Source organism: Pseudomonas sp. KH_021 (genome assembly GCF_057838865.1).
On the sequence record NZ_CM174477.1, the window covers coordinates 2992964 to 3018600 of the forward strand.

The window sequence follows — 25637 nt, forward strand, 5'->3', positions numbered from 1 at the left end:
GGCACGTCCTATCGGGAGTTGCGCTTGAATTTGATGACGCGTGAATCCGGGCTGCCGGCGGGACGGTATTTCACCGTCACCTCCAGCGTCGCCGCGGCGTCGTTCCAGGCCACGTCAATCAGTTCCACCGTCAGTCGGTGACCCAGCCAGCGTGACAAGCCGTTGGTGATGCGCGCCTTGACCACACCGCGCAGCGCCTCCGAGGCGGGCTCGAACACCAGTTTGCGCACGCCGCCGCCGAACTCGGGCAGGAACAGGCGTTCGGCGGGGCTGGTCAGCAGCAGTTGGAGCAATTCGTCGTGTACGTGCGCGTCGTCATTCGCTGGGCAGGCGGTACGTCCGTCGTTGCCGATATGAAATGGGAAGGCAAGGTGCCGTCCATTGGTAAGTGCCATGTTCATAACCCTTTGGCTTTTTGCTGGGTCTGCACGACCAAGGCTACGCCCTGGGGTACCTGCGCGGCGTTGAGGCACAGGCCGACACTGTTTTGCAGCAACACCGGCACGCCGTGCAGGGTGGTTTGTGTCGCAGCGGTCACCCAGCGGATGGACAAGCAGGGCGAATAGGCGCCCGGCGTGAACGGACAGCCGACGATGGGGTGCACATCGGTCTGCAGCAGCATCGGCGCGCCGTCGACCAGCGCCTCGGTGTTGGTCGTGACGAGCTGGGCGATCCCCCCGTGTGTGCACATGACGGTGCTGCCGGTGGTGAGGATGGGGATCATGGCGGCACTCCGAAGCTCATCGCCCCGTTAACCAGGCTCACACCCGCCAGTCCGACTTTGATCAGCCCGTTGTTCAGCGAAATGTTCTCGTTGCTGATCTTGATTTCGCAGGCACCGCAGGTGATCACAATCTCGCTGTCGGTGATGGTGATCGTCTTGGCGATGACCTTGTCGCCGTGGACGATCCTCACCTCGTTTGCCTCGTCGTCGAGGATCACCTTGTGCCCCTTTTCCGAGACGATGACCCGCACACCATCGCCTTGCGGCTCGGGCCGCTGGCCGCTGGCCCACCAGGCGCCCGACCAGATCGGGTTGTCCAATTGGCCCGCCTCGAACTCAATCCACACCCCGGAGCCGACCTTGGGCAGCAGAACCATGCCGTGGCCGTCACCGGCAAAGGGGGCGACCGGCAGCGCCCAACTGCATTCATGTTCGCCGAGCACGACCGGTACGGTGGCGCGGATGCGACACTGATTGTTGGGATCGCCGACGTCGGTGACGATGCCGCGGTATTTGCCGAAGTAGCGACCACCGACGCGCTCGACGAGGCTCTCGATGGTTTTTTCCATCAGGTCGGTCATCAGAATATCCCCCCGTTCATCGACACCGCCAATTGCAGGCCACCGCCCAACGCCTCGGCGACGGCCGCGCCCGAGACTTCAGTCACCGAATCGGACTTGGCCTCAAGTTCCTGGGTGTACAGCGATGGAGTGATGCGATGGACCACCTTGGTGATCAGGTAGTCGCCGCTGTACGGCGTGGCGCCGGCGTCGACGCGGACCTTTTGGTAGGGCGTCAGCAGACCGCCATAACAGCCGGGAATTACATGGCTCGCCAACTTGTAGACATAACCGTTGCGCCGCGCCTGAGCAGTGGCGGCCGCGGCCGGGTCTTCGCGGGTGTTGTCCGACGGGTTGAGCAACAGCCGTGGCGTGAGATCGGCCGGTAGTGCTGGCAGGTTGCGCATCAGGCCGAGGTCCGCCGCGCTGGTTTCAAAGGTGGTGACGCCCTGGTCATTGACCCGCAGCACCTGCGCATGGGTACGCCCGCCGCCGTTGGGGTCCTGCGTAATGCTGGCGTTGGCGAGATTGCGGCCGTTGCCAATCAGAACCAGAGGCGGCAGGTCCGCCGAGTCCGCCGGGTCGGCCAGGAAACAGCCGGTGCTAGAACCACGCTGGTTGCCTGGCAGTACGTAGACATGGCGATCGTTGGCGTTCGCCAAGTCGCGCAAAAATTGCAGCACGGTGCCGCGCCGCGTGGTGGCTTCGAGCGTGGCCTGGGTGGCGTCGATGCGCGTGTCGCCGATTTGTGCGAAGCGGCCGAACAGCTCACTGGCGATGTCGCTGGCCTTTCGATGCTCGAACGGCGGCTCCGTTTCCTCATCGCGATTGAGAAACGCGCTGTCGTCGCGCACGACGAGGGTCGCGGTACTGCGCCCGGGCTGCGAATCGAGCGCAGCGTCGACACTGACCAGCGGACCGTCGATCAGCGGGACGAAACGGCCATTGCCGATGTCAAGTTCGATACGCACGCGCGAGAAAGGCGCAATGCTATCTCCCGGCCAATGCAGCCAGACGCCGTTCGCATCCAGGCACATCACCATGCGCAGGTGCGCCTCCCAGAATGCGTCCATTTCCTGGGTAACCTCGATGTCCTCGATGCGCCGCAGTTGTTCCTCGCTCGCTGCGGTGTCGCCGAACCACACGCGAAAGCGTTGCTCGGCCATGATCAGGTCCTCGGTACAATGATGGTGTCGCCCGGTGTTTCCACCTGGGTACGACTGTCGAGTGCGGTGTTGGCGTCGGCCACGTGCCAGAACTGGGTGGCATCCCCGGTCCGGGACTGAGCGAACAGGTCCAGACGGTCGCCAGATTGCACTGTCTGCGCCTCGCCGCTCATGGGTGTCAGATAGCGCAGTTTCAGGGCGACCACTGTCTCGCCGGTCGACGTGGTGGTCGCGACGGTAGCGACTTTGGCGTAGCGTGAGTTCTGCAGAAACATTCGGCGCCTCCTGCTAGGGAATCAGCTCGACAATCTGTTCGGCCGTGTTGGCCAGGTTGGCGATGGCCTGGGCTTCCTTGGCGATGGTCGAGTACTCCAGGGCGCCCTTGGCCAGGATGTCGTCGGAGCAGTCGTCCACGGCGATCACGCTGAGCTGCAGGTCGACCTCGGCACGCGTCGGGTTCAGCACCGCGTCGTATTCAAGTTCAGAAATGCTCATTGAATCGATGGTCACCGGCAGCACCCGCGTGAGGCCCCAGATGAACAGGATGCGTGGGTACTTTTCGCGTGGAATCGGCTGGGCCGGAGCGTCGCCGCTGCCACCGCCGAGCGCGCTACCGATCGCGTCGATGGCAGCGCCGATCAGGCCGGCGATCTTCGAGCTGGGCAACACCATTTTTTCCAGCGCCGCGAGTTGCGGTCCGACGCCGAACAGCTGTGCCAGCTCCTTGCCCTCGTCGAGCATGTTGGCGGCGCTGAAGTGCGCCTTGAAGCTGATCTTCTCGAAGGTCTTCTCACCGGCCTGGGTGCTTTCGCGCTGAGTGACGCCGCTGGGTCGCGGTGGAATCTCCAGCGTGCGCGACAGCGACTCCGGATTGAACTGAAAAATCACCACGTTGGGGATCGGCCCGATCAGGTCGATACCGTATTCGATCAGTGCGCCGCGCAGCAGGCTCATATGCGCTCTCCGTGCAAACTACCGACGATGTGCTGGGCGATGCCCGCTGCCAGCTCGTTGGCGCCGGGCGACGCCGGGATGATCAAGCGGCCGGCATCGAGCAAGTGCTCGGCAACAGTGAGGCGCGCGTGATGCTGGGCAAGCGCCTGCGCGAAGGCAGGACCCAGTAGACGGGCCGCCGCTTCGGCGGTCGCCGGCGGAATGCCGCGCAGGTCGAGTTCGAGTGTGTCTATACGCAGGCGCGGGCCTGGCGAGGAGGGTGTTGTCATTGGTTATTCTCCTGCAATGCTGTGCGGGGGGCCGCCAGGTTCATCGGGTGATCCATTGCGCAGTGACCAGCTCAGCATAGGGGCCGAACTGTTCGAGACTGTTGGTACGGTCCAGCTTGTCGTACTCGCGTTGCAGTGCGCGCACCACGGCCGGCATGCTCAGGCGTCGCGGCGCGCCTTCGGCGGCGCTCTGCAGGCAGGCATGGAAGACGATGCCGCGGATGTGTCCGCCGGCCAGGGCGAAGCGCTGGGCGAGGAACTCGAAGTCGATTTCGCTGGCGTCGACGTCGGTGGGGATCACACTGCGCCAGATGCGCAGCCGTTCCACCGGCCCTGGCAGCGGGAACTCGACGACGAAGCGCAAGCGACGCAGGAAGGCCTCGTCGAGGTCCTTCCTGCGGTTGGTGGCGAGGATCGCGAGGCCCTTGAATCGCTCCATGCGTTCGAGCAGGTAGCTGATCTCGAGGTTGGCATAGCGGTCGTGCGCGTCCTTGACCTCGGTGCGCTTGCCGAACAGGGCGTCGGCCTCGTCGAAAAACAGGATGACGTCCGCCGAGTCGGCGACATCGAACAGCCGACGCAGGTTCTTCTCGGTTTCGCCGATGTACTTGTTGACTACTTGCGACAGGTCGATGCGGTACAGCGGCAAGCCGAGCTCGGCGGCAATCGCTTCCGCCGCCATGGTCTTGCCGGTGCCGGGTGGGCCGGCGAACAGCGCTGCCAGTCCGCATTCGTTCCAGGGGCGCGCAGTACCCCAATCGTAGTGCACGCGGGTCAGGTTACTCATGGCCGCGACGATCTCGTCGATCTGCGTGGCCTGGGCCGGTGGCAGCATCAGCTCGCTGCGGACGAAGCGCGGCGCGACGGCTTGTGCCAGGGTGCCGAGGTCGAGGTCGGCGCGTGCGGCAGCGAAGAGTTCGGCGGGATGGGGTGTCCGGCTCAGGGTCGCCAGCTCGGCGCCTATCCGGGTGATGGCCGCTTGCTCGTAGCGGAAGCGCCGCGCGAGCTCGGGCAGTATCGGGGCGAACGTGCTGTCAGGCAGCTGTCGACGCCAGCAATCGAGGCGCTGGGCGTAGTTCAGCGGCTGCACGTCGATGGTCGGCAGTGTCTCGCCGAGTCCGCGCAGCGCGGCGCGATCATGCGCGCCTACGAACAGCGTGAGCGCCAGGCCGGGCAGCGGCGGCGCCACCAGCACTCCATCGTGAGTGGTGCTGTCGGCCAGGGTCGCGGCCGGCAGATACACTGCGCAGCCGCGCAGCCAGGCGGTGCAGAGCGCCTGCGCCAAGTGTTCGCGTGGTAGTGCGGGGCTGAGGCGCACGGTAGGCACGCCAACACGCTCGGCGCAGGCGGCAGCCACCTCGGCAAGCGGCGCGCCGGGAGGCCCGATCACCGGTATAACGCGCATGCCGTTATTGCCGCCCGCATCGGTAAGACTTGCCACCCTGGCGCAAATACACGCGGAGCTGGCCGCATCCATGCCCAGCGGCAAGGGGGCAGGGGGGATTGATTCGAGTGCTGGTGGCAGCTCACCACCGGCGAACAACAGCTCACGGGTGACCATCGACGGCACCGCAAGCGAGGCCTGCCAGTCGTACGGCCCTGCGCCAGGCATGAATGCAAGCACGCCATGGCGCAGCAGTGGATGCGCCGGATCCATGCAACGCAGCAACTCGTCCGGTTCGTCCCACAGGCGCTGAGCCAATGCCAGGGTAGGGCTGGTGCGTGACAGGTCGTTCAGGCAGGTGGCGATGACCTGGCCAGCGGCGCTGTCAACACTCGGCAACAGCGCCATTGCCAGCACGAAACACTCGACAGGTGCGAGCTGCAGGTACTGCACGACCCAGCCGAAGGAGCCGCGCGGTGCGTCCGCCAAGGCCGACGGAACGGCCGTGGCGATGCAATCGCTCAGGTAGCGCGCGGTGACGTCCTCGGCGAAAAACAGGCGTTTGTCGCGCTCATAGCGCATAAGGTCGAGCGCGGCCAGTGCCCCGTCCACCAGTGGTGGCAGTGCCGCACCGTCGCTATCACTTCCACCCTGCAGGCGGCGTTCGCGCCATAGCCAACAGACTTCGCGTCGTAGACGCAAGCTGACTTGGCCCAGCCAGTATCGCGCCAGTGGGTCCTGCCCGTGGACACCCGGCAGGAACGCGACCGGATCGACGAGCGTGTGAGCGGCGGGAGGGTTGGTCGTCATGGCACCACCACGGTCGGGCTGGCGTTGGCCTGCTGGTTGTTGACGCGCAGGATCACGCGGTAGCTGCCAGCCGGCACTTTGGCTGCCGCGCCGACAACGGTCAGCGTCTGCTGGTCGGCGGCGCTCGTTACGGTATCGAACATCTGCACCGTCAAGGCGTCGGACTCACGGTAGAACAGCACCATCACATCGTCGGACTCAGCTCCAAGCAGCAGGCCTTGCAACTGGAGGTCGCCGGCGACGAGCGCAACGCTGTTCAAGGTCGGCAACAGCCGCGCGGCCAGCAGGTTGCTCGAGCGCGTACGGGTCGGTGACAGCCGACGGCGCACGATCAGTGGCATTTCGCCCCCCGACAACGAGGTGCCCGAGGCGATCGGCGTGCCGGGGCTGCCCTCGGCGATAACGACGAGCCGGTCGACATGGCGCTCGACGATGCTCAGTATCACGCCGCCGAGCACGACTTCCATCGTGCTGGCGTTGAGTTCGTCGCCATACAGCGTCAGCGTCGCACCGACCTCGAATCGATCGGGTTCGACCCGCTCCAGGCGGGTGCCCATCGACGGGATCACCTCGAGGCGCACACCATCGCCGCCAATGGTGGTTTGCGGGGAGGTGCTGTAATCGATACCGACCAGCAGCGACCCGCGTGGCAAGCTGGCTGGCATGATCATCACCGGGCGCATCTGGAAGGCCACCGAAAGCCGGAAGCGTTCATCGGTGCCTTGCATGATCTTGGACAACAGGTCCACGGTCGACTCGTCGAAGCTCAGCTTCAGTGGCTCGGGGTTGTTCTCCAGTGCCAGCTGCACGTCCAGCGCCACCGCCGGGTCCAGGTGCAAGAAGTTGAGCTCGTGAAGCGCTGCGATGCCGCGACCGAGCAAGTCATGCGCGGCGGCGGTGTCGCTCTTTTCTTTCGCGTCGAAGGCGGTTAGCAGAAACTTCACCACCAGCCACAACGGAGGTGGTTCGCCATCGCGCAGCGACAGATTGCGCAGATGCGGATCGAAGGCTGTTTCGTAGAGGAACAGGTTGAGCTTTTCGCTGGTGTTGTTCTTGGCCGCGTCCTCGGGTTTGCCAATCGAGACTTCGAAGCCACGGCGGATCAGGTGGTCCTGCAGCAGACGCGTCACTGCGCCAATCGCCCGGCCGGAATCTTCGAGTGCCATGGTCAGATACGGCGTAGCGAGCGCCGTGACAGGGCGCTGTGCGGTGATGGGGGGAGGGTAGGCGCACGTGGCGCAGTCACCGGCGGTGCCGGCGCGCGGGCCACTGTCTGCGCGGTCGGGGCTTCTACGCGCAGATGGATCGCGCCGATGGATATCTCGATGGACTCGTCGCGCGGCACGAGTGCGGGAGTAATCGGTGCCGGCACCAGTGTCGCCGGTTGGCTGACACGGCGGGGTGGGTCCTCCTTCGCAACCTCGGCGTGTATCAAGCTGTCAGCCTGTGAGTGCAAGACCGCTTCTGCGTTGGCGATAGCGTTGGTGTCGGTGTCGGTGTCGGCATCGGCATCGGCATCGGCGAAAGGTATAGTTGCCGGTGTGACAGGCTCGCTGGTGACGTTCACCACCACCAATGGCTCGCGGTTTGTCTGGTCAAGGGGCAGGGGCAGGGGCGTTTCCTGCTGCGGATCGGCGGCCACCCATTGCAGGGCCGCACGCACTACCGTCTGGCTCAGGGGCTGGGACACCGGTTCGCTGCTTTCAACGGACGAGGGGGGGGTACCAGCCGGTAGCTCATCGGTAAGCGGCTGTTCCCGCAGCTCGGGAGATAGCGCCGACTCTGGCTGTGCCTGCATGGCTGGTACGCTGTGTTCGATGTTGCTTTCGAGCGCTCGCGCAATACTGGCTGGCGAAGTGACGTTCACCGGCGAACCGCCAGTGGGGGCAAGACCGCTGGAGCGAATCAGAGCGCCGAAGTAGTCGATCATGATTGGCTCTCGATCAAGGCAAGGTATTGCGCACGCCGGGCTGGGGGTATCGCCAGCACTTGCGACTCGGTCCACCCGTAGTGCGAGGCCAGGCCGTGGATCTCATGCAGCAACACGCGCTGGCGGGCACAGAGTCGGGCCAATGCCGCCGCATCGAGGTCAATGGGCACTTCATTCGGTGCGCCGCAAGTCGGACACTGGCACGACACCGAGAAAGCGGTCAGCGGGTCGGCCGCCGCGATCGAGTCGGACAGTCGTGCCTCGTCTTGCGGCTGAACCTCGCCGGCAAGCAGCAACGTATCGAGCATCATGCGTACTGCCGCCGAACGCGAGGCTGGCTGGGCGGTGCGCCAGTGGCGAAGATCGTCGCCGGTGGGGCGGCGCAGGGTCACCGAGCGCTGTTCGTCGAGCGGCACATGGATCGGTTCGGCAGCGTCGGCGTCGGCGACCAGTGCCGGCAGCGGCAGATCAAACTCGAAGGCTTCGCCGCAGGGCGCTTGCGCGCAACGGGCCGTGAACGAGAAAGCGTTCACCTGCTCGGTCGTGGCGACCAGGCGCAGCAGGGCCGCGGTGCGCACGCTCACCGGTTGCGACCACCAGAAGGCGGGATCGCTGCACTCGCCACATTGCACGAGCAATCGGGTGACGAGACTCGGCCGGTCAGCGTGGTCGAAATTCACATCGAGGTCCACGGCATCGCCGAATGGGCGCATTGGCATGCGTGATGGAAGCTGGCTCATGGTTTTATGTCAGCCCGCCAGGGCCGGTTCCGTCGGTTCGGAGACATCCGGGTCGCGTTCCCAGCCCTCGTTCTCGAGCTTGAGCGTCTGAATCGCGATGGCGTTGGCATTCGCGTCGAGGTCGGGCAGCGCCTGGAACTCGGACACCCAGCAACGGTAGATCTTGTAGGCCAGCACGACCTGGCCGGTCTCGTTGTAGACTTCGAGGATCAGGTCCTTGCGAAAGTCCTTCAGACTTACCTCGGCACCGAGCCCATTGCCCACATGCCAGACCTTGTTGGCCCAGGCCTCGAATTCGAGGTCGTGGGTGACACCGCGCTCCAGGGTGATGGCTTCGTACTTGGTGCGTCCGGGCGACTTGCGCGAGGTCGACGGGTCGCCGCCTTCGCGGTGCTCGACGACTTCGGTGCTGCGCTTGAGCGCACCGACCTTGCTGACGCCGGCGACGTAGCGGCCGTCCCACTTGATGCGGAATTTGAAGTTCTTGTAGGGATCGAAGCGGTGGGTGTTGACGGCGAATTGGGCCATGATTCGACTCCCTTATTGCAGATCGCCGGCGATCTGCTGGATGGTGATGACGACGAACTCTGCCGGTTTCAGCGGTGCGAAGCCGACCTGAATGTTGACGATGCCGAGGTTGCGGTCGGCCTGCGTTGTGGTTTCCTTGTCGCACTTGACGAAGAAGGCTTCCTGCGGCGTCTTGCCCTGGAGCGCGCCCTGGCGGAACAAGCCGTTCATGAAGGCGCCCAGGTTCAGGCGGATCTGCGCCCACAGCGGTTCGTCATTGGGCTCGAACACCACCCACTGCGTGCCACGGTACAGGCTCTCTTCGATGAACAGCGCGAGGCGGCGGATCGGGATGTACTTGTACTCGTCGGCCTGCGCGTCGGCGCCTTTCATGGTGCGGGCGCCCCAGGACACCCGTCCGTAAACGGGGAAACTTCGGATCACGTTGATCCCTAGCGGATTGAGCTGGCCGTTCTCGATGTCGTTGATTGGCAACGCCACGTCCAGCACGCCATTCAAGGTGGCATCGGTACCGGCCGGCGCCTTCCACACGCCGCGCTGCGCGTCGGTGCGCGCGTAGATGCCGGCGATGGTCCCCGAGGGTGCCATTTCGCGCAGGCGCAATCCATTCAAGGGGTCGGGTATACGCACCGCCGGGAAGTAGGTGGCGGCGTTGCGTGACTGCGATGCTGAATTGCTCCATGTGCCTATGTCGTCCAGGGTGCGGTTGGACGGCGCGTCGACTATGTAGAACGCGCGCTTTTCCACGCACAGCGCGACCGCCGCGGGAATCAACCCTGCTTCCTCCCCGGTGAGCATGTCGAAGGTCTCGGGGATCATCATCAAGTTGAATAGATCGACGTCACGCAACGCGTAGATACCGGACTTCAGCGTCTCGTCGCCGAGTAGGTCCACCGCGTCGCCGCGTGTGCCGGTTCCAAGCGTGCTGGGCGCGACGTTGGCTGCCGCTACAGGTCGATGCTCGGCCGCGGCAGGGAATTCTCGGCCACCGTTTTCCAACCCCATGTGGATCGCTGCGGCTAATCCCCCGAATGCACCGCGCGCGATCACAACACTCGACGACTCACCAGCGGTCTGCGATTCAAATTTTAAACAGTCCGCGCCAGCGCTGCCGTCGGGTAACGACGTGGACGCTTGTAGTCGCGTAGTCAGGCCGGCAGCAGCGATGGCGTTGTTTGCTTCTAGAACAAGGGCGGCGAGGTCGACCCATGGAGCCCCAGCGATTGTCAACAGGAATGGCGTATCGCCATCGAGGACGCCGCCAATCAGGGTATTGGATGGCGATGGGGGCAGCGCGGTGATTTTCGCGCTGACTGCCGATCCCATGAGAGCAAATGTCAGGCCTGTATGCCAGTTGGCCTCGATGAGCGTTGAGTTGTTAGTGATCACCGACGTAACGAACTGAACGGATTTTGGGTCCATGCTCAGGCTGCGATGAATCTCGAGCGGCACAGTGCTGCCGTCTGATTGCAACTGTGAAACGATTAAATTGAAATCAGAATCGCGATTGCGCATCCCTGGGGTGTCCACTTCCACAGTGATACGCAGGGTATTCGCCCATGTGCCAGGACTCGCCGCAGCCACATCCAACACGTCTGCTGCTGCGTCTCCCTTTAACTTCCAGCCCGTCTCAACTTTACCGGCGGCGACCACCCGCACGATCAACGCCTGAGTGCCGCCGTTCATGAAGAACTGTCGCACCGCATACGACACGGGGCTGTCACGATCCAGGCCGCCGTAGCTGCGCTCAAAGTCGGCGAAGCTCGTCACCGACATCGCTTTGTCGGGTATGCCCTTGCGCGTGTAACCGACGAAGGCTGCGATCGAAGTCGCGACACCGGTGATGGTGCGCACCCCGCTGGCCTTTTCGACAATGTAGACACCGGGATAGCTGACTTGGGCCATGTCGCTGACTCCTTTGCTGGGCAGGGGGCCCACCAGGAAGAGTCCGACGGAGACTTCCTTGGTGGACTGTCTGTTTGGGTCGGTTCAATTGTTTGAACGCCGGGACCAGTGCCGCTATTTGGCTATTAACCGTCGGCTCGCCTATTCAGGTTGGCGATCAAGTAGTTGCTGGAGGAGGGGGCGGGCCCCAAGTAAGCAGATAATACGGGTAGGGCAAAATTGATTCATGTCACGTGCTCAGCGCTCTACATTCTGGTCGCGAGAAGCGTTCAGAATGTTCAACGAGTTGGTTGGATAAAGTAGCGAGCAAAGCTACCGCCATTCGCTTGAGCAGGACGGAGCGAAAGTTGCAGAATTGAAACATGCGCACTACCAAACTGACACAGTTCCATCAACTGCAGTTGCAGAGAGCTATCAAACATGGATCATGTGTACAGAGCAAAAATGATGATAGTTCGACTGGGAGGGCACACAATATTTCTACTGTACGAAACGCTTCTTTCCGACCAATGGATCCGTCGAAAACACTCGGTGATTTGTCTGAAAAAAACAGGCGATTTTTAATGCGTGCGTTAATTTCGGAATTTATATTATTTCCAAAAAATCTGATTGAATATTGATAGGTACCGCCACAGTTGAGGCAGGTTCGCCTTCAGCGGGGTCTCACCCAAGAGGATTTCTCACTGGTCAGCAGTCGCACAAACGTAAGCTTGCTTGAGCTGTCCTTATTGATCTTTTGGCAATTGGCTCTACACCATGACCCGGGCAGATCAACGAATGACCAATCGCCTATCCAGCCTGAAAGGCTCAGCACTCAACGAGGCGTTGGCTGAGTCCAGGTGCATGGGGTTGAAGAGGTAGTTTTGACTGTGCGGCATGACAGCACTGGGGATGGGCAGCAACAGGGAAGTACCGGACTTGAGAAAGTCATCGCCGAGGCGTTTTGTATAGCGGGTATCGGTCTCCCAGCCGACCTCAAGGTCTGGCGCAGGTGCAATGCCCACCTCATCAGGTATTTCAACCTTTAACAATTGCAGTGTTTGCGGAAAGTCTTCCTGGTCCACTTCCAGGTGAACAAGAATCTCCAACATGGCACCAGCCGGCGTACCCGCCAGGTACACGACCGGTCGCCCCGCGCTGTGCCAGCGACCACCGGCCAACAAACCACCTCGCCCGGTCAAATCCGCAAAAGCGCTTATCCGCCAAAAAATCAAAAGGCAAATCCTTCTGCCAGCTGCAATAGCATTTCTTCGACCTGCCGGGTGCCCTGAATCGTAGACAGCATGGCCATGGGGCTTTTGCCCGAGAATCTATCCTTGGGCTTGGTTAACCAGCGCTTGGCCTTTTCATCATCACCGAACAGTACATCGGCCATTGCAGTGATATGGGCTGAACGGAAAAGCCGGTCGCTTTCATCCACCGTCAATCGTTGGTCCTTGGCGATTCGAGTCTTGAGGGTTTTGAGCGGGATGATCTGATCCCGCTCAATCGGTGTGACGTCGCCCTGATCACAGAGCTGCATCAAGCGACTGGCGGCAAAGCCGAACTGGATCATTTCGTGGATTTGCAGCTCTGTGGCTTCGGCCGGTATCTGTAACAGTGCCTCCAGGCGAGCCCGGTAGGCGAAGTACGCAGGTTCTCGCATGATTTCGGCAAACATTGGGCTCTCCAGCATTGCGGCGTATGCCGTGTAGTATCAGGCATACGCCGCACATTGGAAACCCCAATGCACTTTGGCGACCGCCCACTCACGCAGGTTTGAGCCTATTGTGGCTGGCCCCTGGCAGCAAGATTTCGTAACATTCCTGCCTATTGCGCTTTCTGCAACAACCCCCGCCGCTGTGCTTTTCAGGTAATCCATGAAATCTAACCCTATACGTGCCGACGTCCTGGCTGGACTGACGACCTCCTTTGCATTGGTCCCCGAATGCATTGCCTTCGCCCTGGTGGCACATCTGAATCCACTGATGGGGTTGTATGGGGCGTTTATCATCTGCACCCTGACAGCCCTGTTCGGGGGACGGCCTGGGATGATCTCCGGTGCCGCGGGCTCCATGGCGGTGGTGATCGTCGCGCTGGTGGTGCAGCACGGCGTGCAATACCTGCTGGCGACGGTGTTGCTGGGTGGCCTGATCATGGTGCTGTTCGGCCTGCTGCGGTTGGGCAAGCTGGTGCGGATGGTGCCGTATCCCGTGATGTTGGGCTTCGTCAACGGGCTGGCGATCATCATTGCCCTGGCGCAGCTTGAGCACTTCAAGCAAGGCGAAACCTGGCTCAGTGGTACACCGTTGTATGTCATGTCTGGCCTGGTGGCACTGACCATGGCGATTGTCTACTTGCTGCCGCGCCTGACCCGTGCGGTGCCGCCCGCGCTGGTGGCGATCCTCGGTGTAGGGGCGATGGTCTACTTGCTCGACATTCCCACCCGCACGCTGGGTGATATGGCGCAGATTGCCGGTGGCCTGCCGGCCCTGTCGCTGCCTGTGGTGCCTTGGAATCTGGAAACCCTGCGCATCATTGCGCCTTATGCCGTATTGATGGCACTGGTGGGGTTGCTGGAAACCCTTCTGACACTCAACCTGACCGACGAAATCACCGAAAGCCGAGGCTACCCGGACCGTGAATGCGTGGCGCTGGGTGTGGCCAACATAGCCTCTGGTGTGTGTGGTGGCATGGGCGGGTGCGCGATGATCGGGCAAACGGCGATCAATCTGAGCTCAGGTGGGCGGGGGCGGCTGTCCGGCGTGGTTGCCGGTGTGCTGATCCTGATGTTTGTGCTGTTCCTGTCGCCTTTGATCGAGCGTATCCCGCTGGCCGCACTGGTCGGTGTGATGTTCGTCGTGGCCCAGCAAACCTTCGCCTGGGCATCGTTGCGAGTGCTTCACAAGGTGCCCAAGAGCGATGTGCTGGCAATTATTGCAGTCACCGTGGTGACAGTGCTCACTGATCTTGCGACCGCGGTGCTGTGCGGCATTTTGATTGCGGCCATCAACTTTGCCTGGCAACAGGCACGGGAGTTGTATGCCGACAGTCATCTTGAGGCCGACGGCAGCAAGCTGTACCTGCTGCACGGCACACTGTTTTTCGCCTCGACCACACCGTTTCTCGAACAATTCGACCCGGCCAACGACCCGACACAGGTGACTCTGGACTGCAAACACCTGAGTTTTGTCGACTATTCGGCCATTGCCGCACTGAAGACCCTGCGTGAGCGTTACGACAACGCTGGCAAGCACCTGCGCGTGGTGCACTTGTCCGAACGCTGCAAAAAACTGCTCAAGCGGGCGGGCGTGCAGTACGCCTGACCGGCGTCTGTAGGAGCACGGCTTGCCGGCGATGAACACAACGCGGTGTATCTGAATGACCGAGGCGAAACCATCGCCAGCAAGCTGTGCTCCTACAGGCCGTTGTAGGAGCACGGCTTGCCGGCGATGAACACAACGCGGTGTATCTGAATGACCGAGGCGAAGCCATCGCCAGCAAGCTGTGCTCCTACAGGCCGCTAAAAAAACAAATGTATAAATTAATCAGCTCTGGCCTGGACCTTTTCCCACGATGCGCAATCATTGTTTCATCGGATATGAAACGGAGGTGCGCATGTTCACCCGGTCCCTGACCCTTATCACGCTCTTGGCGATCGCCAGCCCTGTGCTGGCCGCCGACAGTGATTCCCCCTTGGCTCAGGAGCGCGGCAGGACCAGACCCTTGATCGTGATCGCGCCAAGCTCGGTCGACCCTACACTGGTCCAGCTGAAACAGGCGCTGGATAAGAAGGAAAACAAGGACGCCTTCAGCGAGCGCAAGATGGTGTTGTTCACGGTGGTCAACATGATCGGGCAGCGCGATGGCAAGAACCTAGACCCGCAAGCCACCATGGCGCTGATCCGTGACCTGAAACTCGGCGCCAGCACCGGCACCAAGGTGATCCTGGTGGGCAAGGATGGCGAGAAAAAGCTTGAAGAAACCGGCAATGCCGACATCAAGAAAATCTTCTCAACCGTCGACGCCCTGCCCACAGCCGAGAAGGAAGCCAGTGTTGCCGCAGTGCCAGAGCCGGCCGCGACAGCACCCGCTGACAAAGGGGGTAAACCGGCCAAGTCTTCCAAACCTGCGAAGCCGGTCAAGCCTGCCGAATATCCAGATGACTGAGTTGCTGTCAGTTAAGGTCGCGCCTCCAGGATCAGGTTGAAGGGCGTTTCAGTCGCTCGACGGAACTGCGTGAAACCGGCCTGCTGGAATACCTCGCGCAAGCGACCTTCACCCGCCTGTGCACCCAAACCCAGCCCGACTTCCTGAGACAACGAATTGGGTGTGCAGATAAACGTGGACGCTGCATAGAACAAGCGCCCCACCGGGGTGATGTTTTCGTCCAGCGTATCGTTGGCAAACGGTTCCACCAGTAACACGCTGCCGTCCGGCTTGAGCGCCTGGCGTGCATGACGGGCAGCGCCAACCGGGTCGCCCATATCGTGCAGGCAATCGAAATAGCAAATCAGGTCATAGTCCCGGCCAGGATAATCCTTGGCGGTGAACTGCGAGAAGTGTGCCTGCTCGGTGACGCCAGCCTCGTTTGCACGTTCAGTGGCGACGCCGATTGACGGGCCGTGGCAATCAAAGCCCTCAAAGCGCGAAGCCGGAAACGCCTGGGCCATGATCACCGTAGAGGCGCCGTGCCCGCAGCCCACATCGGCCACCTTCGCTCCGGATTTCAACTTGGCGACCACACCATCCAGGGCTGGCAACCATTCGCTGACCAAGTGTGCACGGTAGCCCGGACGGAAGAACCGCTCGGTGCCATGAAACATGCACGGATGATGATCGCCCCAGGCCAGGGCACCATTACCGCGCATGGCGGCGATCAGTTTGTCCTTGTCATGGAACAACGACGCCACCACGACCATGCCACCGGCGACGTAGACCGGTGAGTCCTCGATGGCCAGCGCCAGGGCCTGCTCTTCTGGTAAGCGAAATTGCCCGTCCTGATGCTCCATGTAGCCCGATGCGGCATGGGCACTGAGCCACTCCTTGATCAGGCGAGCGTTGCAGCCGGTCTTGTCGGCCAATGCCTGGGGCGTGATCGGCTGGCTGTCGGCCATCGCCCGGTACAGCCCCAGTTCGTCGCCCAGGATGATATTGGCAAGCATCGCCGCAGCGCCCATGTCGCTGACCAGCTTGCCCATGAAATCGTTGAGTTTGGCTTCGTCCATCGTCTGTACTCCCACCAAAAGACCGCCTGCACAGGCAGGCGGCCGGCCAGATTGGGCGCCAGCTCGGCATAGAACGACAGGGGAGGAGGCGTCGACGTCTTGCGAATCGAGCAATGCTCGAACGGGAAGAGCATTCCCGTCGGATAGGTCTTTAAGTGTAGACCGCTGGCGAGGGGATCAGCGTTTGCCCATCGAACGACGGCTACCGTTCGGCGCGCGGCTTGGGGATTTGTCGTGATTGGATTTGCCGGCACCCGGGTAACGCGCTTGATCCTGTTTTTTGGCAGCGGCAAAGGCGGCCGGTTTGAACGGGAAGCTGAACGCCGGGATGGCTGGTTTGCTGTCCTGGTCGTCGAGGTGGGTTTCAACGGGGGCCGATTCGACAGACGAAGGAGGTACGACAGACATGGAAAAGCTCCGAAGCGTGCGAGGTGATGGCCTGGAACTCACGCTATCAGACGTTCCAGGGGCGGCAGTATACCTGTAGATCGGTTGATACGGCGTTCTGGCTGTCAGTTCAGCTTCTGGTGCAGGGCCGACAAACATCTACCGCCAGCTCAGCGGTCGGCCCACGCAACATCGCTCACACAGTAAAGGAGAACTGTATGAGCGATGGATACGTAAACATTGTGCATGGAAGCAGGCCAAGCGCCAGCAACGCTGGCTTTTTTGGCAGCAGTTTTACCCGACCGGGGAAATCAAGTAACAAACGCCGGGCCAAACGGCTACGCGCCCAGCATGAGCGACGCCTGCAACAAGGTGTCGCGGCGCAGCAGCAGGTCATCACGGCACGCGGGCAAACGTTCGAGGCGACCCGAGATCGGCTCGATCTACAGCACACCGCCGGGGCGGCCGACAGAGCCAGGGCATTACAAGTCGAGTTGGACGCAGTACGTCGCGCTCCCCCCACGATAAGCGAAGTTCCCGGGGATATCTCGATCCTGCAGGAAAAAGGCGCAATCGAGCAGTTGATCGCGCGCAAACAGCAAGCACTTCAGACAGTCCGCCCGACGGCTCACGCCTTTTACGGAACTGATCCGCTGGGCAAGTCCGTCGATCAATACCTGGCCACTTACAACCCTCTGGCTGGTAACGCCTTCGAACGTTGGCAAAATGCCTACCTTGCAGGTCTGTCGGCACAGCAGCTCAACGAGGCAGTGAGTTCGCTGACCGCGCGCCTGGATGCGTTGACAGCTCAGCATGTGCAGCTGCGCGAATACTGGCAGCGAATGGCCGAACGTGGGCAGGCCCATGCCCAGGCTGAAACGCTGCGTAAAGCCGATATCAAGTTGTTGCGTTCGGGGGAAGAGCGTCGACTCCAGCGCCAGGTTTTGATGGCGCACACCGCGAGCGTCCCTGTTGTTATCGCCGCCGCACGGCCTATTTGGGTGGCTGGCACGGCCGCCTTGGGCCTCGAAGCAGGTCTGACGGCACTGAATACGACGCTGCGCCAAGCGGTCGCTGAACTGGCCAGGGTGGCCGCCATTCCGGTCGGGCGATCGCTCGGCTCATTTGTCACCTTGATGTTGTATTCGCCACCGCTGGCAGATGGCGAGCTGTCTGCCGAGCAGCGCCGCTTTCAGGCATTGGTATTACCTGTAGATGCGTTGGCACCGGTCTCGTCGCCGGACCTGAGACGCGCGGCTGATGGCAACACCACCGTCGAATTGCCCTATCGCATCAAGACAGAGACGGTGAACGAGACGACGAAGGTTCATCTGGTCAAGACCAACGAGCACACCGTGCCCGCGGATGTATCGGTCAAGGCTGCCGTGCATGATCCGTTACGCGATGTCTATGTGGTGCAGAGCAATAGCATGCCGCCCACCACGCTTGAGTTTGCGGCGGCTTCAGTAACGCCAACCGAGTCCGCTGCGGTATCTGGGCTCGCGGGCATTTCCACCGGAACGGTCGTCGAGTCCATACCCACGGGGGCCGACACCCAATGCAATGACTGCATCGTAGTGTTTCCAGCGAGCAGCGGCATTGAGCCGATGTACATCGGTTTCAAGAGCATTGAAGCCGGGCCAGGCGTAGTCAGTGGGGTGGGGCAGCACGCGGACCGTAACCTGAGACCGCAAGTTTTCGAGCACGGTAGCGCCGCGATTGCTTCGCCCATCGCCGATCAGTTGCGCTGGAGGACCTTCGAATCTGTCGAAGCACTCAGCTCGACGGTGTGGCAACAGATGGCCAGAGAACCTTCGCTGCAGGGTTTGTTCGAGCCTCTGAATTCCAAGCGCATGCAGCAAGGCTTCGCGCCAATCGCACCCCGTGCGCAATGGCGTGATGGCCAGCAGACCTTTGAGTTGACCTATTCGCAGTCAGGACTGCCAGCGGGCGCGGACTACAACCTCGACAACCTGCGCATTACCAGCCCGCGAGTCACTCATGGCAAACGGTTGGAGACACAGACTGTAGCGGCCTGGTCCGAGGCGAGCAGCGTGGCTTCGCAAATGTTGGAGCAAGCGCTGGAGCAGCAGCGGGCACTTGCACATCAGTTGCGACGTGAACAGCTTGAGCGCGAGGCCCTGCAAGCGCTGCACAAAGAAGCCCAACGTGCCGCAAATACCTACTACTTACCGACCCGGTTCGGCGAGTCGGCTGCGTTTATTACCAGCCCGTCCGGCCTGATCCCGGACAATGGGACATCCCTGCAAGACGCCCTCGGTCACGCCATTGCCGAACTGGCCCGCAATCCCTCCGTTGATACCGTCGAAGTCTTTGCCAGCCTGAGCTTTCCCGTGCCGGCCGATGCCGAGTTCGCTTTTGCGGTGGCTCTGCCGATGCTTGCGCCTCAGCTTGATCTGGCAGCGCCGCCCCCCGCGACCCTGGATCTGCCTTATCGCATAGGCGTGCTGAGCGAAGGCGCCGAAGTGGGTGTTTTCGTCACCAGCACACAAGGCCTTGAGCTCGGCACAGGCGTGCGGGTCAGGCATTTGCAGTTCGATGTCGCCAACAACAGCTACAGCGGGCAAACCGACGACCTGCCCACCAGGACGCTGACTACCACGCCAGCCCGAGCACCGGGCAGTGAGTTGCTGGGTTCGACGTTTTTACCTGCAGCCCCCTCATTGATCCTGGCGTATACCGGCAGCGAAACCGGACCCATCGCACCTGAGCTTGAGACTTACCCGGCTGCCGAAGGTGATATCGATGACTACATTTACTGGTTCCCAAAGGAGTCGGGACTTGCGCCGCTCTATATTGTTTTCAAGAGCAGGGAGGGGCCGCGATATCAGCCAGGGATAGTGACCGGGATGGGACAGCAGGTAGAGGGACGCTGGTTGGGGGCTGCAACGCAAGCTCTAGGGGCGCCGATTCCGGTACAGGTGGCGGATGTATTGAGAGGAAGGGAATTTAGGGACTTTGATGGATTTAGGTCTGCATTTTGGGCGGCGATTGGCGCTGATCAGGTGTTGGTGGCCCAGTTCAGTCGCTTGAACCAAGTCCGCATAAATAGGGGGTTAGCGCCTTATGCACTGCCCTCGGATCAGGTAGGGAAGCGAGGTGTTTTCGAATTGCATCATGTTCAACCAATCAGTCAAGGTGGCGCGGTTTACGATGTCGAAAACTTGCGCATCCTCACGCCACGTAAGCATATCGAGACGCATATCCAGAGTTCCGAGGGTACGTTATGAAGCTGAGAAATAAACTTGAAGATTACACTGAGGCAGAGTTCGAAGATCTGTTAACTATCGTCTTCAACTACACGTGTGATTCGGAAGATGCCTACCATGAACTGGTGGCTGAAATTGACCGGATCACTGAGCATCCGAAAAGAAACGAAATCTTGTTTTATCCCGCCCCCGACGCCGAAGACTCCCCGAAAGGCGTCATCAACACCATAAAAACCTGGCGCGCCGCCAACGGCAAACCCGGCTTCAAACCTCCTCAAGATTGAAACAGGCAAGCGGTTGGCGATGGATTCGCCAACCGTCTTTCAACCAATTCGTCACCCCTCGAATGGAATCGAATCATGGAACTCAAACCCAATCTACAAGCCTATACCGAAGCCCAATTCCTGACTTTGCTCCAAACCCTTTGGGCAGGCACTCCTACGGAGGCCGAGCACAATCGACTTGTCCATCATTTTGACCAAATCTGCGAGCACCCCTTGGGGGCGGACTTGCTCTTCTACTCAAATGACTATGGCACATGGGCCGATCCAGAAGGCATCATCGCCTTGCTCAAGGCTTCCCTGGCCCATAAAGGCCGGCCCGGTTTTATCCAGGATTTATCGGTGCCAACCGCCCCTCAACGCGTCGGCGAACTGGCCACTCAAGCGGGCCTTGAGCGGCAGGCGGCTCGTATAGCCCGCGCAGCAAGTCGATCGACACGATTTCCTGATCTGCTCGCCTTGGCCTTGGCACTGGATCAAGCCGAGCAGCAGGCTGACGACGCCCTCAGCCTGTTGCACACAGGCATCAGCCAGCTTGAGCGAGAGCTGGATGTTCCACGCGGTGGGCTAACACCCGCTGAGATCATGGACCAACAGGACGCCGAAAGGACAAAGCTGGAACTTTTGGCGATCAGCGCTCGCAAGGCGGTGTGGAATATTCTGGGTAGCCAAATAAAGGCAGAAACGGCTCAACGTTCGGCGCAGACGGCTCTCACGTTCAAAACCAAAGGCAAATCGCTGGAAGAACTTCAAGCCGCGCTTGGGTTTATCACCTTTGAAGTGCAGCAACACACGTCCGGCTGGCCCGCTGTCGAGGCGTACCAAGCCCAGCTCAAGTCCCGGATGCAGGCCATTTTCGAACGCTTGGATGAGCGTCGCACGCGCTTGCAGGCTGCCAGCGGGCAGCAACCTTGGAACACGGCCAGTCATTTTTCTGCGTCGCTTAAGGCTTCAGCACAGGGCCCGCAAATCCTGACACCGGCTGTTGGGGCAATGAATGCCTTTGCGAGCACCCTAGGCCCCTTGCAGCAATCGGTGTTGTCTGCGGTGGCGCACTTCAACCGTTGGGTTCTAACCGGTCAATCCTCCAAGGGCCTGCTTGCCGACGTCCTGCAGTTTTCCACTCGCCTGGGCCATGACGAACGTTTCGTTATCAGCCTGCCGCTCGCAGAGCTTGGGCCTTTGCCTGAAATGAACTGGCTGGAAGTTGCCAAGGCACACAGTGAGATCGAACTTCCTCTCAGGCTTGGCACTGCCAATCGTGAAATTGACGGCAGGAAAATGAAGCGCGTTTATATCGCCAGCACAGAGCAGCAAGCCATGCGCTCTGGCGTACGGGTTCGCTTGGCGCAATGGGATCAACAGCGTCAGCTCTACACCTTCGCGACTTCTGGCGCTGCTCCGGCAAGTCTCTACTGGACCTTACCCAACTCCACCGGTGCGCCTGATCCGGCTTCGTCGGGCGCTCAGTACCCAGGCGTCATTTCAGCGCCTCGCCAGCCGCTGCTTGAGCCTTTCAACCCTGAAAATCTGCATTTCGACGATTACGTCGTTGTCTTTCCGGCCGGGTCTGGAATTGCGCCGCTCTATGTCATGTTCAAGGACCGCTTCGATTACCCGGGCGTTGCGACGGGTCGGGGCGAGGGCGTTGGGCCATCGATTCGCGCAGGGCTCGACTCGGGTGCCGGTGCGCCTGTTCCGCTATCCGTTGCCAATGAACTGCGCGGCCGGGTATTCGAGAATTTTGCCGCGTTCAAGCAGGCGCTGTGGAAGGCTGTCGAGCAAGAATCGGCGTTGCGCCAGGACGTTGCCAGCGAGTCGCTAAGGTGGGTCCATCGAGTGGCTGTCGAGGCCGGTGGCGGTCTCTATGACATGGACAATTTGCTTATCGTGCGGGCGGATTGACCTGGCTGCCCTGCACCTTGGATGGCGGGAGCTTCAAGGTCCCCGAATCACTGAACCGAACCGTTCCGAACAAACCGCCCGCCAATTTGCCCCGCACTACATAAGGCAGGCCGTCCAGGCTCTTTACTTGGCTGAAGCCAACTGCCTGGCGCAGGACCGAGAAGGCAGTGATGCTGACGGGCACCACCAATACCTCTTCGCTGAAGCGTTCGACCACACCGCTTTGGTCGCTGACGCCGCTGGCCAACGGCTGGCCGTTGACGACCAAATCCAGGTACACGCCGTTATAGTTGATGGCGGAGTCGTTCGGGTTCAGCAGCCGCAACTTGACCGCCATGCGCATTTCCAGTTCTTGGCTGGGCAGGGGCTGGATACCGACCACTGTGATGCTGACGGGATCGTGTTGGGGAAACAGAGCGCACGCACTGAGGCTCAGAAGCAGCGATAGGGTGATGACGAGGCGATGGATCATGCCGGCTCCAGTGGGGTAGGCGTGCGATAACTAAAGCATACCCCGCCGACCGCGTAGGAGCGACGGGGGCGCCTAGCCCTTGGTCGCGATGGCATCACCGCGTATGCCGGATAGAGCGCGGTGATGCCATCGCGACCAAGGTCTGCTCCTACAAAAAAGCAAAAAAAAACGCCGGTTCACGAGGAACCGGCGTTTTTGAATAGTGGGGTGGACGATGGGGATCGAACCCACGACAACAGGAGTCACAATCCTGTGCTCTACCAACTGAGCTACGCCCACCACTGCATGTTGCTGCGGGGCGCATCTTACATCGATAACTGACTGATAGGTAACTATTTTTTCAAAAATTTGAAAATAATTGGTTTTAGCAGCCATCGATACAGGCATACACCACCAGTTCCACCAGCATTTCCTCACGGGCCAGCCCCGCGACGACGATGGCTGCGCGGTTGGGGTAGGGGGCCTGGAAGTACTCGGTGTATAGAGCGTTGACCGTGGCCAGGTAGCTGCGATCGGTGACGTAGATCATCACTTGGGTGACGGCGTCCAGTGAACTGTTGGCCGCCTCGAGGGTATGGCGCAGGTTGTCGAGGGTTTGCCGGGTTTGCGCTTCGATACCGCCTGGGACCACCTGGCCCGTAGCGTCGATGGGGATTTGCGCGGTGTAGAGCGTGCCGTTGCCGACCACCGCCCATTCCATCGGGGCTTTGGAGGCGAATAGGTCAGTCTTGATGGCGTATTTCATGGATGAGTTTCCAGAGTGAAGGGGGAATTCAGTCGGCATCGCTGCCGCCACCGGCACCACGCTGACGCGAGGCTTCGGTGCTTTCGACCAGTATCTGATCGGCCAATTGCTTGAGCCGCTGCCAGGTCTGCTCGCTGACCGTGAAGCCTTGCGCCAGTGCCTGCTGGGTTGATGGGGTGGTCGACATCGCCGTTGTCGGCTGGCTGAACGCCACGGTGATGCACTGCTCATCACCCAACCCCGGTGAGGGCATGTCTTCGATGTGCAAGCCAGGGCAGGTGCTGCCCGCGGTGAAGAGGGCAATACGCACCTGTCGAGCATCACGCCAGCGGGCTTGAACGTCCAACCCAAGTTCCGCCGCCCGACGCAGGTAGCCCAGCAACAGCAAGCGGTTATGACAATGGCGGATGCGCAGGACGGCGTGCCCGGTGTGCAGCGCCTTGGCAAGGGCCAGCTCCACGGCTTGCGCGGCGCAACGCAATACACTTTGACCCTTGGCATCGATCACCAGCAGGGCACTGTCCTCAAAGCACAGCGAAAACGGCCGGTTCGCCTCGCTTTGCAGGTACTCCAAGGCTTTTTCCAGGGCAGCCATACCGTCCAGCCCTTGTAACTGCAACCAACCGACCATCTCGGCGGCGTCTTCGCAATCGCCCAAGGCAAAACCCATGCCCTCAAATGCCTTGCGGCACATCACGTGAATTTCGTTAAGTGATACTCGCATCTCAATGAGCTCCATCCGGCATCACGGCAAAATTCCAGTCGTCGGTGAAAGGTTGGCCTATCTCACTGACCAGCGGCGCACCCTGGAACAGCGTGATACGTACCCAGCGGCTGGATTTTGGGTCGAATTTGCCGGCGCCAAAAAACGCCAATTTGCAGCGCAACAGGTGGATCGGCAGCATGTCGCGGGCCAGCAGGTTGGCGCGGATTTCGCCGAAGGCGCATTGCGCCATGGCCTGCAAACGCCGAACCGTCCCCTTGAAGGCTGGCTGGGCAATCAAAAAATGCGCGGTCAGGTCGCCCGGATGGGTTTCCTGATAGTCCAGTAACGCGGCGTGGCAGCGCTGGATATTGCGTGCGATGCCCAGCTGCATTTCCTTTTCGGCGCCTGGCTCATCCAGGCGCATGCCCAGGCGTGGCTCTTCTTTCTCAGCCGAGCGATACCAGAAAAAGTGCTCGGCGTCGGTGTTGCTGAAATCGTAGGACAAGGCCCAGCCGTAGTGGTTTTCGATCAGTTCGCGCAGTTGCGCCAGTGGCATCTGCGCGTCCAGGCGTAAGCTTTCGACAACACCCATCTGCTCAGCCAATGGCGTGACCTGCTCGGGGTATATCTCCAACAGCAGGCTCACCAGCAGCTCCTGGCAACCGAGGCTGGCATTGGCCTGGGCCCAGGCTTGCAAGCGTGGCCACAGGTCAACGCTGGCCGGTTGGCGGTCGAGCCAGGCGGCCAAGGGCGCAAGATCAGCCAGCGTTTGCTGGTCTAGCTCGCTTTGGCGCTGATCTTCGGTCAAGGTCTGCGCAAGGTGCAGGCGCGCCCGTTCCAGCAACTGATGGAAGCGCTGCAGGTTGGCAGCGCTCGCGGGTTGCGCCAGTACCTGGGCCAGCGCCGTTTCTCGTGCCCACAACCACTGGTTGACCAGTTGCGGGTGGTTGAGCAGAAAGGGCGCCATGCCCAGGCCCGTGGAGTTGCCAACACCCAGGTAGCGCTGCAGGGCGGCATCGAGTTTTACCGCGCGGCGCGGATCACGCGCCTGCGCCATATGTTCGATCTGTTCGATGCTGAAGTGACGCAGCAGGTACACCGTGAACATCTGCGCACTGAACGGTTGGTTGAAATCGGCGTTGTCTTGCAGGCAGCCAAAATCGGCGATGCCGAACTTGCCGTTGCCATACACGGCGGTGGTGCGATACAGGTAGCCGACTTCGGCCAGTTGGCGCGGGTCTGGCTGGTTGCCTTCAGCCAGGGCTGCGATAAAGCGGTCGAAATTGCGCAGGCTGCGGTTGGCCCGTGACAGCACCAATACGCGGGCATCGAAGCGGCCCGCTTCCTGCAATGGAGCATTACGTTGCAGGTCGGCCAGTTGAGCTTCGTCGACATCGCCGGCCACCAGCACAAAACTGACGTCCCACTGATCGGCGATAACCCGGTCGCTGCGTTTTTCCGGCGGCAGGTAGGCGGAGAAAATGACGCAGTGATAATGCGCCGATGGCGTCTCGATACGGTAGATGGCCGTGCCAAAGCCTTCGGCGTCCAGGTCGAAACGACTGCGCTGGATACGCCATTGCTGGTTCATCATCCGGCGCATGCTGCTGCGCACAAAACTCAAGGGACTCTGGAAGTGGCTGCCCAGGCGAGCCAGGTCCATGACCTGGCTGGTGGGGCGTAGCGATACGGCTTCTGGCCGGTGGTTTTCACGGTTGGACATTGTTGTTATTC

26 protein-coding genes, 1 tRNA gene and 1 pseudogene are annotated in these 25637 nt (G+C 61.0%); 6 read left to right on the forward strand and 22 right to left on the reverse strand.

Annotated elements, in window-relative coordinates; genetic code table 11:
• Window positions 1-8: 8 nt before the first annotated feature.
• From AC3IX4_RS13845 to AC3IX4_RS13905, 13 genes are read right to left on the reverse strand one after another with little or no spacing between them, the layout of a single operon-like run.
• Window positions 9-395 (reverse strand): GPW/gp25 family protein, encoded by a 387-nt coding sequence (locus tag AC3IX4_RS13845; protein ID WP_489261065.1) that lies wholly within the window; start codon window positions 393-395, stop codon window positions 9-11.
• Between the two features lie 2 nt (window positions 396-397).
• Window positions 398-724: a hypothetical protein gene (locus tag AC3IX4_RS13850; RefSeq protein ID WP_489261066.1), complete on the reverse strand. Its 327-nt coding sequence runs from the start codon at window positions 722-724 to the stop codon at window positions 398-400.
• The gene (locus tag AC3IX4_RS13855; RefSeq protein ID WP_489261067.1) at window positions 721-1305 is read right to left on the reverse strand and encodes a phage baseplate assembly protein V; all 585 of its coding nucleotides are present in this window, start codon (window positions 1303-1305) and stop codon (window positions 721-723) included. Before AC3IX4_RS13855 ends, AC3IX4_RS13850 begins: the two co-directional genes overlap by 4 nt.
• Complete coding sequence (locus AC3IX4_RS13860; protein ID WP_489261068.1) at window positions 1305-2450, reverse strand: hypothetical protein; 1146 nt, start codon at window positions 2448-2450, stop codon at window positions 1305-1307. Before AC3IX4_RS13860 ends, AC3IX4_RS13855 begins: the two co-directional genes overlap by 1 nt.
• Window positions 2451-2452: 2 nt before the next feature.
• Complete coding sequence (locus tag AC3IX4_RS13865) at window positions 2453-2725, reverse strand: hypothetical protein (RefSeq protein WP_489261069.1); 273 nt, start codon at window positions 2723-2725, stop codon at window positions 2453-2455.
• A gap of 13 nt (window positions 2726-2738) precedes the next feature.
• Window positions 2739-3404 (reverse strand): hypothetical protein, encoded by a 666-nt coding sequence (locus tag AC3IX4_RS13870; protein WP_489261070.1) that lies wholly within the window; start codon window positions 3402-3404, stop codon window positions 2739-2741.
• Window positions 3401-3673: a hypothetical protein gene (locus AC3IX4_RS13875; protein WP_489261071.1), complete on the reverse strand. Its 273-nt coding sequence runs from the start codon at window positions 3671-3673 to the stop codon at window positions 3401-3403. The genes AC3IX4_RS13870 and AC3IX4_RS13875 overlap by 4 nt, the downstream gene beginning before the upstream one ends.
• A gap of 40 nt (window positions 3674-3713) precedes the next feature.
• Window positions 3714-5867 (reverse strand): ATP-binding protein, encoded by a 2154-nt coding sequence (locus AC3IX4_RS13880; protein WP_489261072.1) that lies wholly within the window; start codon window positions 5865-5867, stop codon window positions 3714-3716.
• Window positions 5864-7033, reverse strand: a complete 1170-nt coding sequence (locus AC3IX4_RS13885) for a Pvc16 family protein (protein WP_489261073.1) — start codon at window positions 7031-7033, stop codon at window positions 5864-5866. The genes AC3IX4_RS13880 and AC3IX4_RS13885 overlap by 4 nt, the downstream gene beginning before the upstream one ends.
• A 2-nt stretch (window positions 7034-7035) precedes the next feature.
• On the reverse strand, window positions 7036-7797 hold the full coding sequence (locus tag AC3IX4_RS13890; protein WP_489261074.1) for a hypothetical protein: 762 nt from the start codon (window positions 7795-7797) through the stop codon (window positions 7036-7038).
• Window positions 7794-8537: a hypothetical protein gene (locus AC3IX4_RS13895; RefSeq protein ID WP_489261075.1), complete on the reverse strand. Its 744-nt coding sequence runs from the start codon at window positions 8535-8537 to the stop codon at window positions 7794-7796. The genes AC3IX4_RS13890 and AC3IX4_RS13895 overlap by 4 nt, the downstream gene beginning before the upstream one ends.
• A gap of 9 nt (window positions 8538-8546) precedes the next feature.
• A complete protein-coding gene (locus AC3IX4_RS13900; protein ID WP_489261076.1) occupies window positions 8547-9065 on the reverse strand; it encodes a phage tail protein in 519 nt (172 codons plus the stop codon).
• 12 nt (window positions 9066-9077) lie between these two features.
• Window positions 9078-10970, reverse strand: coding sequence for a phage tail sheath C-terminal domain-containing protein (locus tag AC3IX4_RS13905; protein ID WP_489261077.1), 1893 nt, complete (start codon window positions 10968-10970; stop codon window positions 9078-9080).
• Window positions 10971-11605: 635 nt separating this feature from the next.
• Here AC3IX4_RS13905 and AC3IX4_RS13910 point away from each other — a divergent pair.
• Window positions 11606-11689: pseudogene (locus AC3IX4_RS13910) on the forward strand (helix-turn-helix domain-containing protein); the annotation flags it as partial.
• A gap of 51 nt (window positions 11690-11740) precedes the next feature.
• On the opposite strand, the gene AC3IX4_RS13915 reads toward AC3IX4_RS13910, so the two are convergent.
• Entirely contained in the window at window positions 11741-12184 is a 444-nt protein-coding gene (locus AC3IX4_RS13915; protein WP_489261078.1) for an RES family NAD+ phosphorylase, read from the reverse strand.
• Window positions 12181-12630, reverse strand: a complete 450-nt coding sequence (locus AC3IX4_RS13920) for an Xre family toxin-antitoxin system antitoxin (protein WP_489261079.1) — start codon at window positions 12628-12630, stop codon at window positions 12181-12183. Before AC3IX4_RS13920 ends, AC3IX4_RS13915 begins: the two co-directional genes overlap by 4 nt.
• Window positions 12631-12829: 199 nt before the next feature.
• On the opposite strand from AC3IX4_RS13920, the gene AC3IX4_RS13925 reads away from it, so the two are divergent.
• Entirely contained in the window at window positions 12830-14275 is a 1446-nt protein-coding gene (locus AC3IX4_RS13925) for a SulP family inorganic anion transporter (protein WP_489261080.1), read from the forward strand.
• Between the two features lie 292 nt (window positions 14276-14567).
• On the forward strand, window positions 14568-15119 hold the full coding sequence (locus AC3IX4_RS13930; protein WP_489261081.1) for a DUF4174 domain-containing protein: 552 nt from the start codon (window positions 14568-14570) through the stop codon (window positions 15117-15119).
• Between the two features lie 11 nt (window positions 15120-15130).
• On the opposite strand, the gene AC3IX4_RS13935 is transcribed toward AC3IX4_RS13930, so the two are convergent.
• The gene (locus tag AC3IX4_RS13935) at window positions 15131-16177 is read right to left on the reverse strand and encodes a class I SAM-dependent methyltransferase (protein WP_489261082.1); all 1047 of its coding nucleotides are present in this window, start codon (window positions 16175-16177) and stop codon (window positions 15131-15133) included.
• Window positions 16178-16354: 177 nt separating this feature from the next.
• Window positions 16355-16585: a hypothetical protein gene (locus AC3IX4_RS13940; protein WP_489261083.1), complete on the reverse strand. Its 231-nt coding sequence runs from the start codon at window positions 16583-16585 to the stop codon at window positions 16355-16357.
• A 26-nt stretch (window positions 16586-16611) separates the two neighbouring features.
• Here AC3IX4_RS13940 and AC3IX4_RS13945 point away from each other — a divergent pair, with 26 nt between their 5' ends.
• The 3 genes from AC3IX4_RS13945 to AC3IX4_RS13955 all read left to right on the forward strand — a co-directional run bounded on the left by AC3IX4_RS13945 (window position 16612) and on the right by AC3IX4_RS13955 (window position 21980).
• A complete protein-coding gene (locus tag AC3IX4_RS13945; RefSeq protein WP_489261084.1) occupies window positions 16612-19815 on the forward strand; it encodes an S-type pyocin domain-containing protein in 3204 nt (1067 codons plus the stop codon).
• Window positions 19812-20078, forward strand: coding sequence for a bacteriocin immunity protein (locus AC3IX4_RS13950; RefSeq protein ID WP_489261085.1), 267 nt, complete (start codon window positions 19812-19814; stop codon window positions 20076-20078). The genes AC3IX4_RS13945 and AC3IX4_RS13950 overlap by 4 nt, the downstream gene beginning before the upstream one ends.
• A gap of 75 nt (window positions 20079-20153) precedes the next feature.
• The gene (locus tag AC3IX4_RS13955) at window positions 20154-21980 is read left to right on the forward strand and encodes an S-type pyocin domain-containing protein (protein ID WP_489261086.1); all 1827 of its coding nucleotides are present in this window, start codon (window positions 20154-20156) and stop codon (window positions 21978-21980) included.
• On the opposite strand, the gene AC3IX4_RS13960 is transcribed toward AC3IX4_RS13955, so the two are convergent.
• The 5 genes from AC3IX4_RS13960 to AC3IX4_RS13980 form a co-directional block, all read right to left on the reverse strand.
• Entirely contained in the window at window positions 21961-22452 is a 492-nt protein-coding gene (locus tag AC3IX4_RS13960; protein WP_489261087.1) for an LEA/WHy family protein, read from the reverse strand. The genes AC3IX4_RS13955 and AC3IX4_RS13960 overlap by 20 nt on opposite strands.
• A gap of 203 nt (window positions 22453-22655) precedes the next feature.
• A tRNA-His gene (locus AC3IX4_RS13965) sits at window positions 22656-22731 on the reverse strand.
• 85 nt (window positions 22732-22816) lie between these two features.
• Window positions 22817-23197: a RidA family protein gene (locus AC3IX4_RS13970; protein WP_489261088.1), complete on the reverse strand. Its 381-nt coding sequence runs from the start codon at window positions 23195-23197 to the stop codon at window positions 22817-22819.
• Window positions 23198-23225: 28 nt separating this feature from the next.
• Window positions 23226-23921, reverse strand: coding sequence for a DUF3726 domain-containing protein (locus tag AC3IX4_RS13975; protein ID WP_489261089.1), 696 nt, complete (start codon window positions 23919-23921; stop codon window positions 23226-23228).
• A 1-nt stretch (window position 23922) separates the two neighbouring features.
• Window positions 23923-25626, reverse strand: coding sequence for a hypothetical protein (locus tag AC3IX4_RS13980; protein ID WP_489261090.1), 1704 nt, complete (start codon window positions 25624-25626; stop codon window positions 23923-23925).
• Window positions 25627-25637 lie beyond the last annotated feature (11 nt).

What these genes read in the sequence shown, in the direction of transcription:
- AC3IX4_RS13945 (WP_489261084.1), top strand. Translation starts at nt 16,612, where the DNA reads ATGGCCTGGAACTCACGCTATCAGACGTTCCAGGGGCGGCAGTATACC.
- AC3IX4_RS13925 (WP_489261080.1), top strand. Translation starts at nt 12,830, where the DNA reads ATGAAATCTAACCCTATACGTGCCGACGTCCTGGCTGGACTGACGACC.
- AC3IX4_RS13875 (WP_489261071.1), bottom strand. Translation starts at nt 3,673, where the DNA reads ATGACAACACCCTCCTCGCCAGGCCCGCGCCTGCGTATAGACACACTC.
- AC3IX4_RS13950 (WP_489261085.1), top strand. Translation starts at nt 19,812, where the DNA reads ATGAAGCTGAGAAATAAACTTGAAGATTACACTGAGGCAGAGTTCGAA.
- AC3IX4_RS13940 (WP_489261083.1), bottom strand. Translation starts at nt 16,585, where the DNA reads ATGTCTGTCGTACCTCCTTCGTCTGTCGAATCGGCCCCCGTTGAAACC.
- AC3IX4_RS13905 (WP_489261077.1), bottom strand. Translation starts at nt 10,970, where the DNA reads ATGGCCCAAGTCAGCTATCCCGGTGTCTACATTGTCGAAAAGGCCAGC.
- AC3IX4_RS13890 (WP_489261074.1), bottom strand. Translation starts at nt 7,797, where the DNA reads ATGATCGACTACTTCGGCGCTCTGATTCGCTCCAGCGGTCTTGCCCCC.
- AC3IX4_RS13900 (WP_489261076.1), bottom strand. Translation starts at nt 9,065, where the DNA reads ATGGCCCAATTCGCCGTCAACACCCACCGCTTCGATCCCTACAAGAAC.
- AC3IX4_RS13970 (WP_489261088.1), bottom strand. Translation starts at nt 23,197, where the DNA reads ATGAAATACGCCATCAAGACTGACCTATTCGCCTCCAAAGCCCCGATG.
- AC3IX4_RS13865 (WP_489261069.1), bottom strand. Translation starts at nt 2,725, where the DNA reads ATGTTTCTGCAGAACTCACGCTACGCCAAAGTCGCTACCGTCGCGACC.
- AC3IX4_RS13895 (WP_489261075.1), bottom strand. Translation starts at nt 8,537, where the DNA reads ATGAGCCAGCTTCCATCACGCATGCCAATGCGCCCATTCGGCGATGCC.
- AC3IX4_RS13930 (WP_489261081.1), top strand. Translation starts at nt 14,568, where the DNA reads ATGTTCACCCGGTCCCTGACCCTTATCACGCTCTTGGCGATCGCCAGC.
- AC3IX4_RS13855 (WP_489261067.1), bottom strand. Translation starts at nt 1,305, where the DNA reads ATGACCGACCTGATGGAAAAAACCATCGAGAGCCTCGTCGAGCGCGTC.
- AC3IX4_RS13870 (WP_489261070.1), bottom strand. Translation starts at nt 3,404, where the DNA reads ATGAGCCTGCTGCGCGGCGCACTGATCGAATACGGTATCGACCTGATC.
- AC3IX4_RS13885 (WP_489261073.1), bottom strand. Translation starts at nt 7,033, where the DNA reads ATGGCACTCGAAGATTCCGGCCGGGCGATTGGCGCAGTGACGCGTCTG.
- AC3IX4_RS13960 (WP_489261087.1), bottom strand. Translation starts at nt 22,452, where the DNA reads ATGATCCATCGCCTCGTCATCACCCTATCGCTGCTTCTGAGCCTCAGT.
- AC3IX4_RS13955 (WP_489261086.1), top strand. Translation starts at nt 20,154, where the DNA reads ATGGAACTCAAACCCAATCTACAAGCCTATACCGAAGCCCAATTCCTG.
- AC3IX4_RS13935 (WP_489261082.1), bottom strand. Translation starts at nt 16,177, where the DNA reads ATGGACGAAGCCAAACTCAACGATTTCATGGGCAAGCTGGTCAGCGAC.
- AC3IX4_RS13860 (WP_489261068.1), bottom strand. Translation starts at nt 2,450, where the DNA reads ATGGCCGAGCAACGCTTTCGCGTGTGGTTCGGCGACACCGCAGCGAGC.
- AC3IX4_RS13850 (WP_489261066.1), bottom strand. Translation starts at nt 724, where the DNA reads ATGATCCCCATCCTCACCACCGGCAGCACCGTCATGTGCACACACGGG.
- AC3IX4_RS13975 (WP_489261089.1), bottom strand. Translation starts at nt 23,921, where the DNA reads ATGCGAGTATCACTTAACGAAATTCACGTGATGTGCCGCAAGGCATTT.
- AC3IX4_RS13845 (WP_489261065.1), bottom strand. Translation starts at nt 395, where the DNA reads ATGGCACTTACCAATGGACGGCACCTTGCCTTCCCATTTCATATCGGC.
- AC3IX4_RS13920 (WP_489261079.1), bottom strand. Translation starts at nt 12,630, where the DNA reads ATGTTTGCCGAAATCATGCGAGAACCTGCGTACTTCGCCTACCGGGCT.
- AC3IX4_RS13880 (WP_489261072.1), bottom strand. Translation starts at nt 5,867, where the DNA reads ATGACGACCAACCCTCCCGCCGCTCACACGCTCGTCGATCCGGTCGCG.
- AC3IX4_RS13980 (WP_489261090.1), bottom strand. Translation starts at nt 25,626, where the DNA reads ATGTCCAACCGTGAAAACCACCGGCCAGAAGCCGTATCGCTACGCCCC.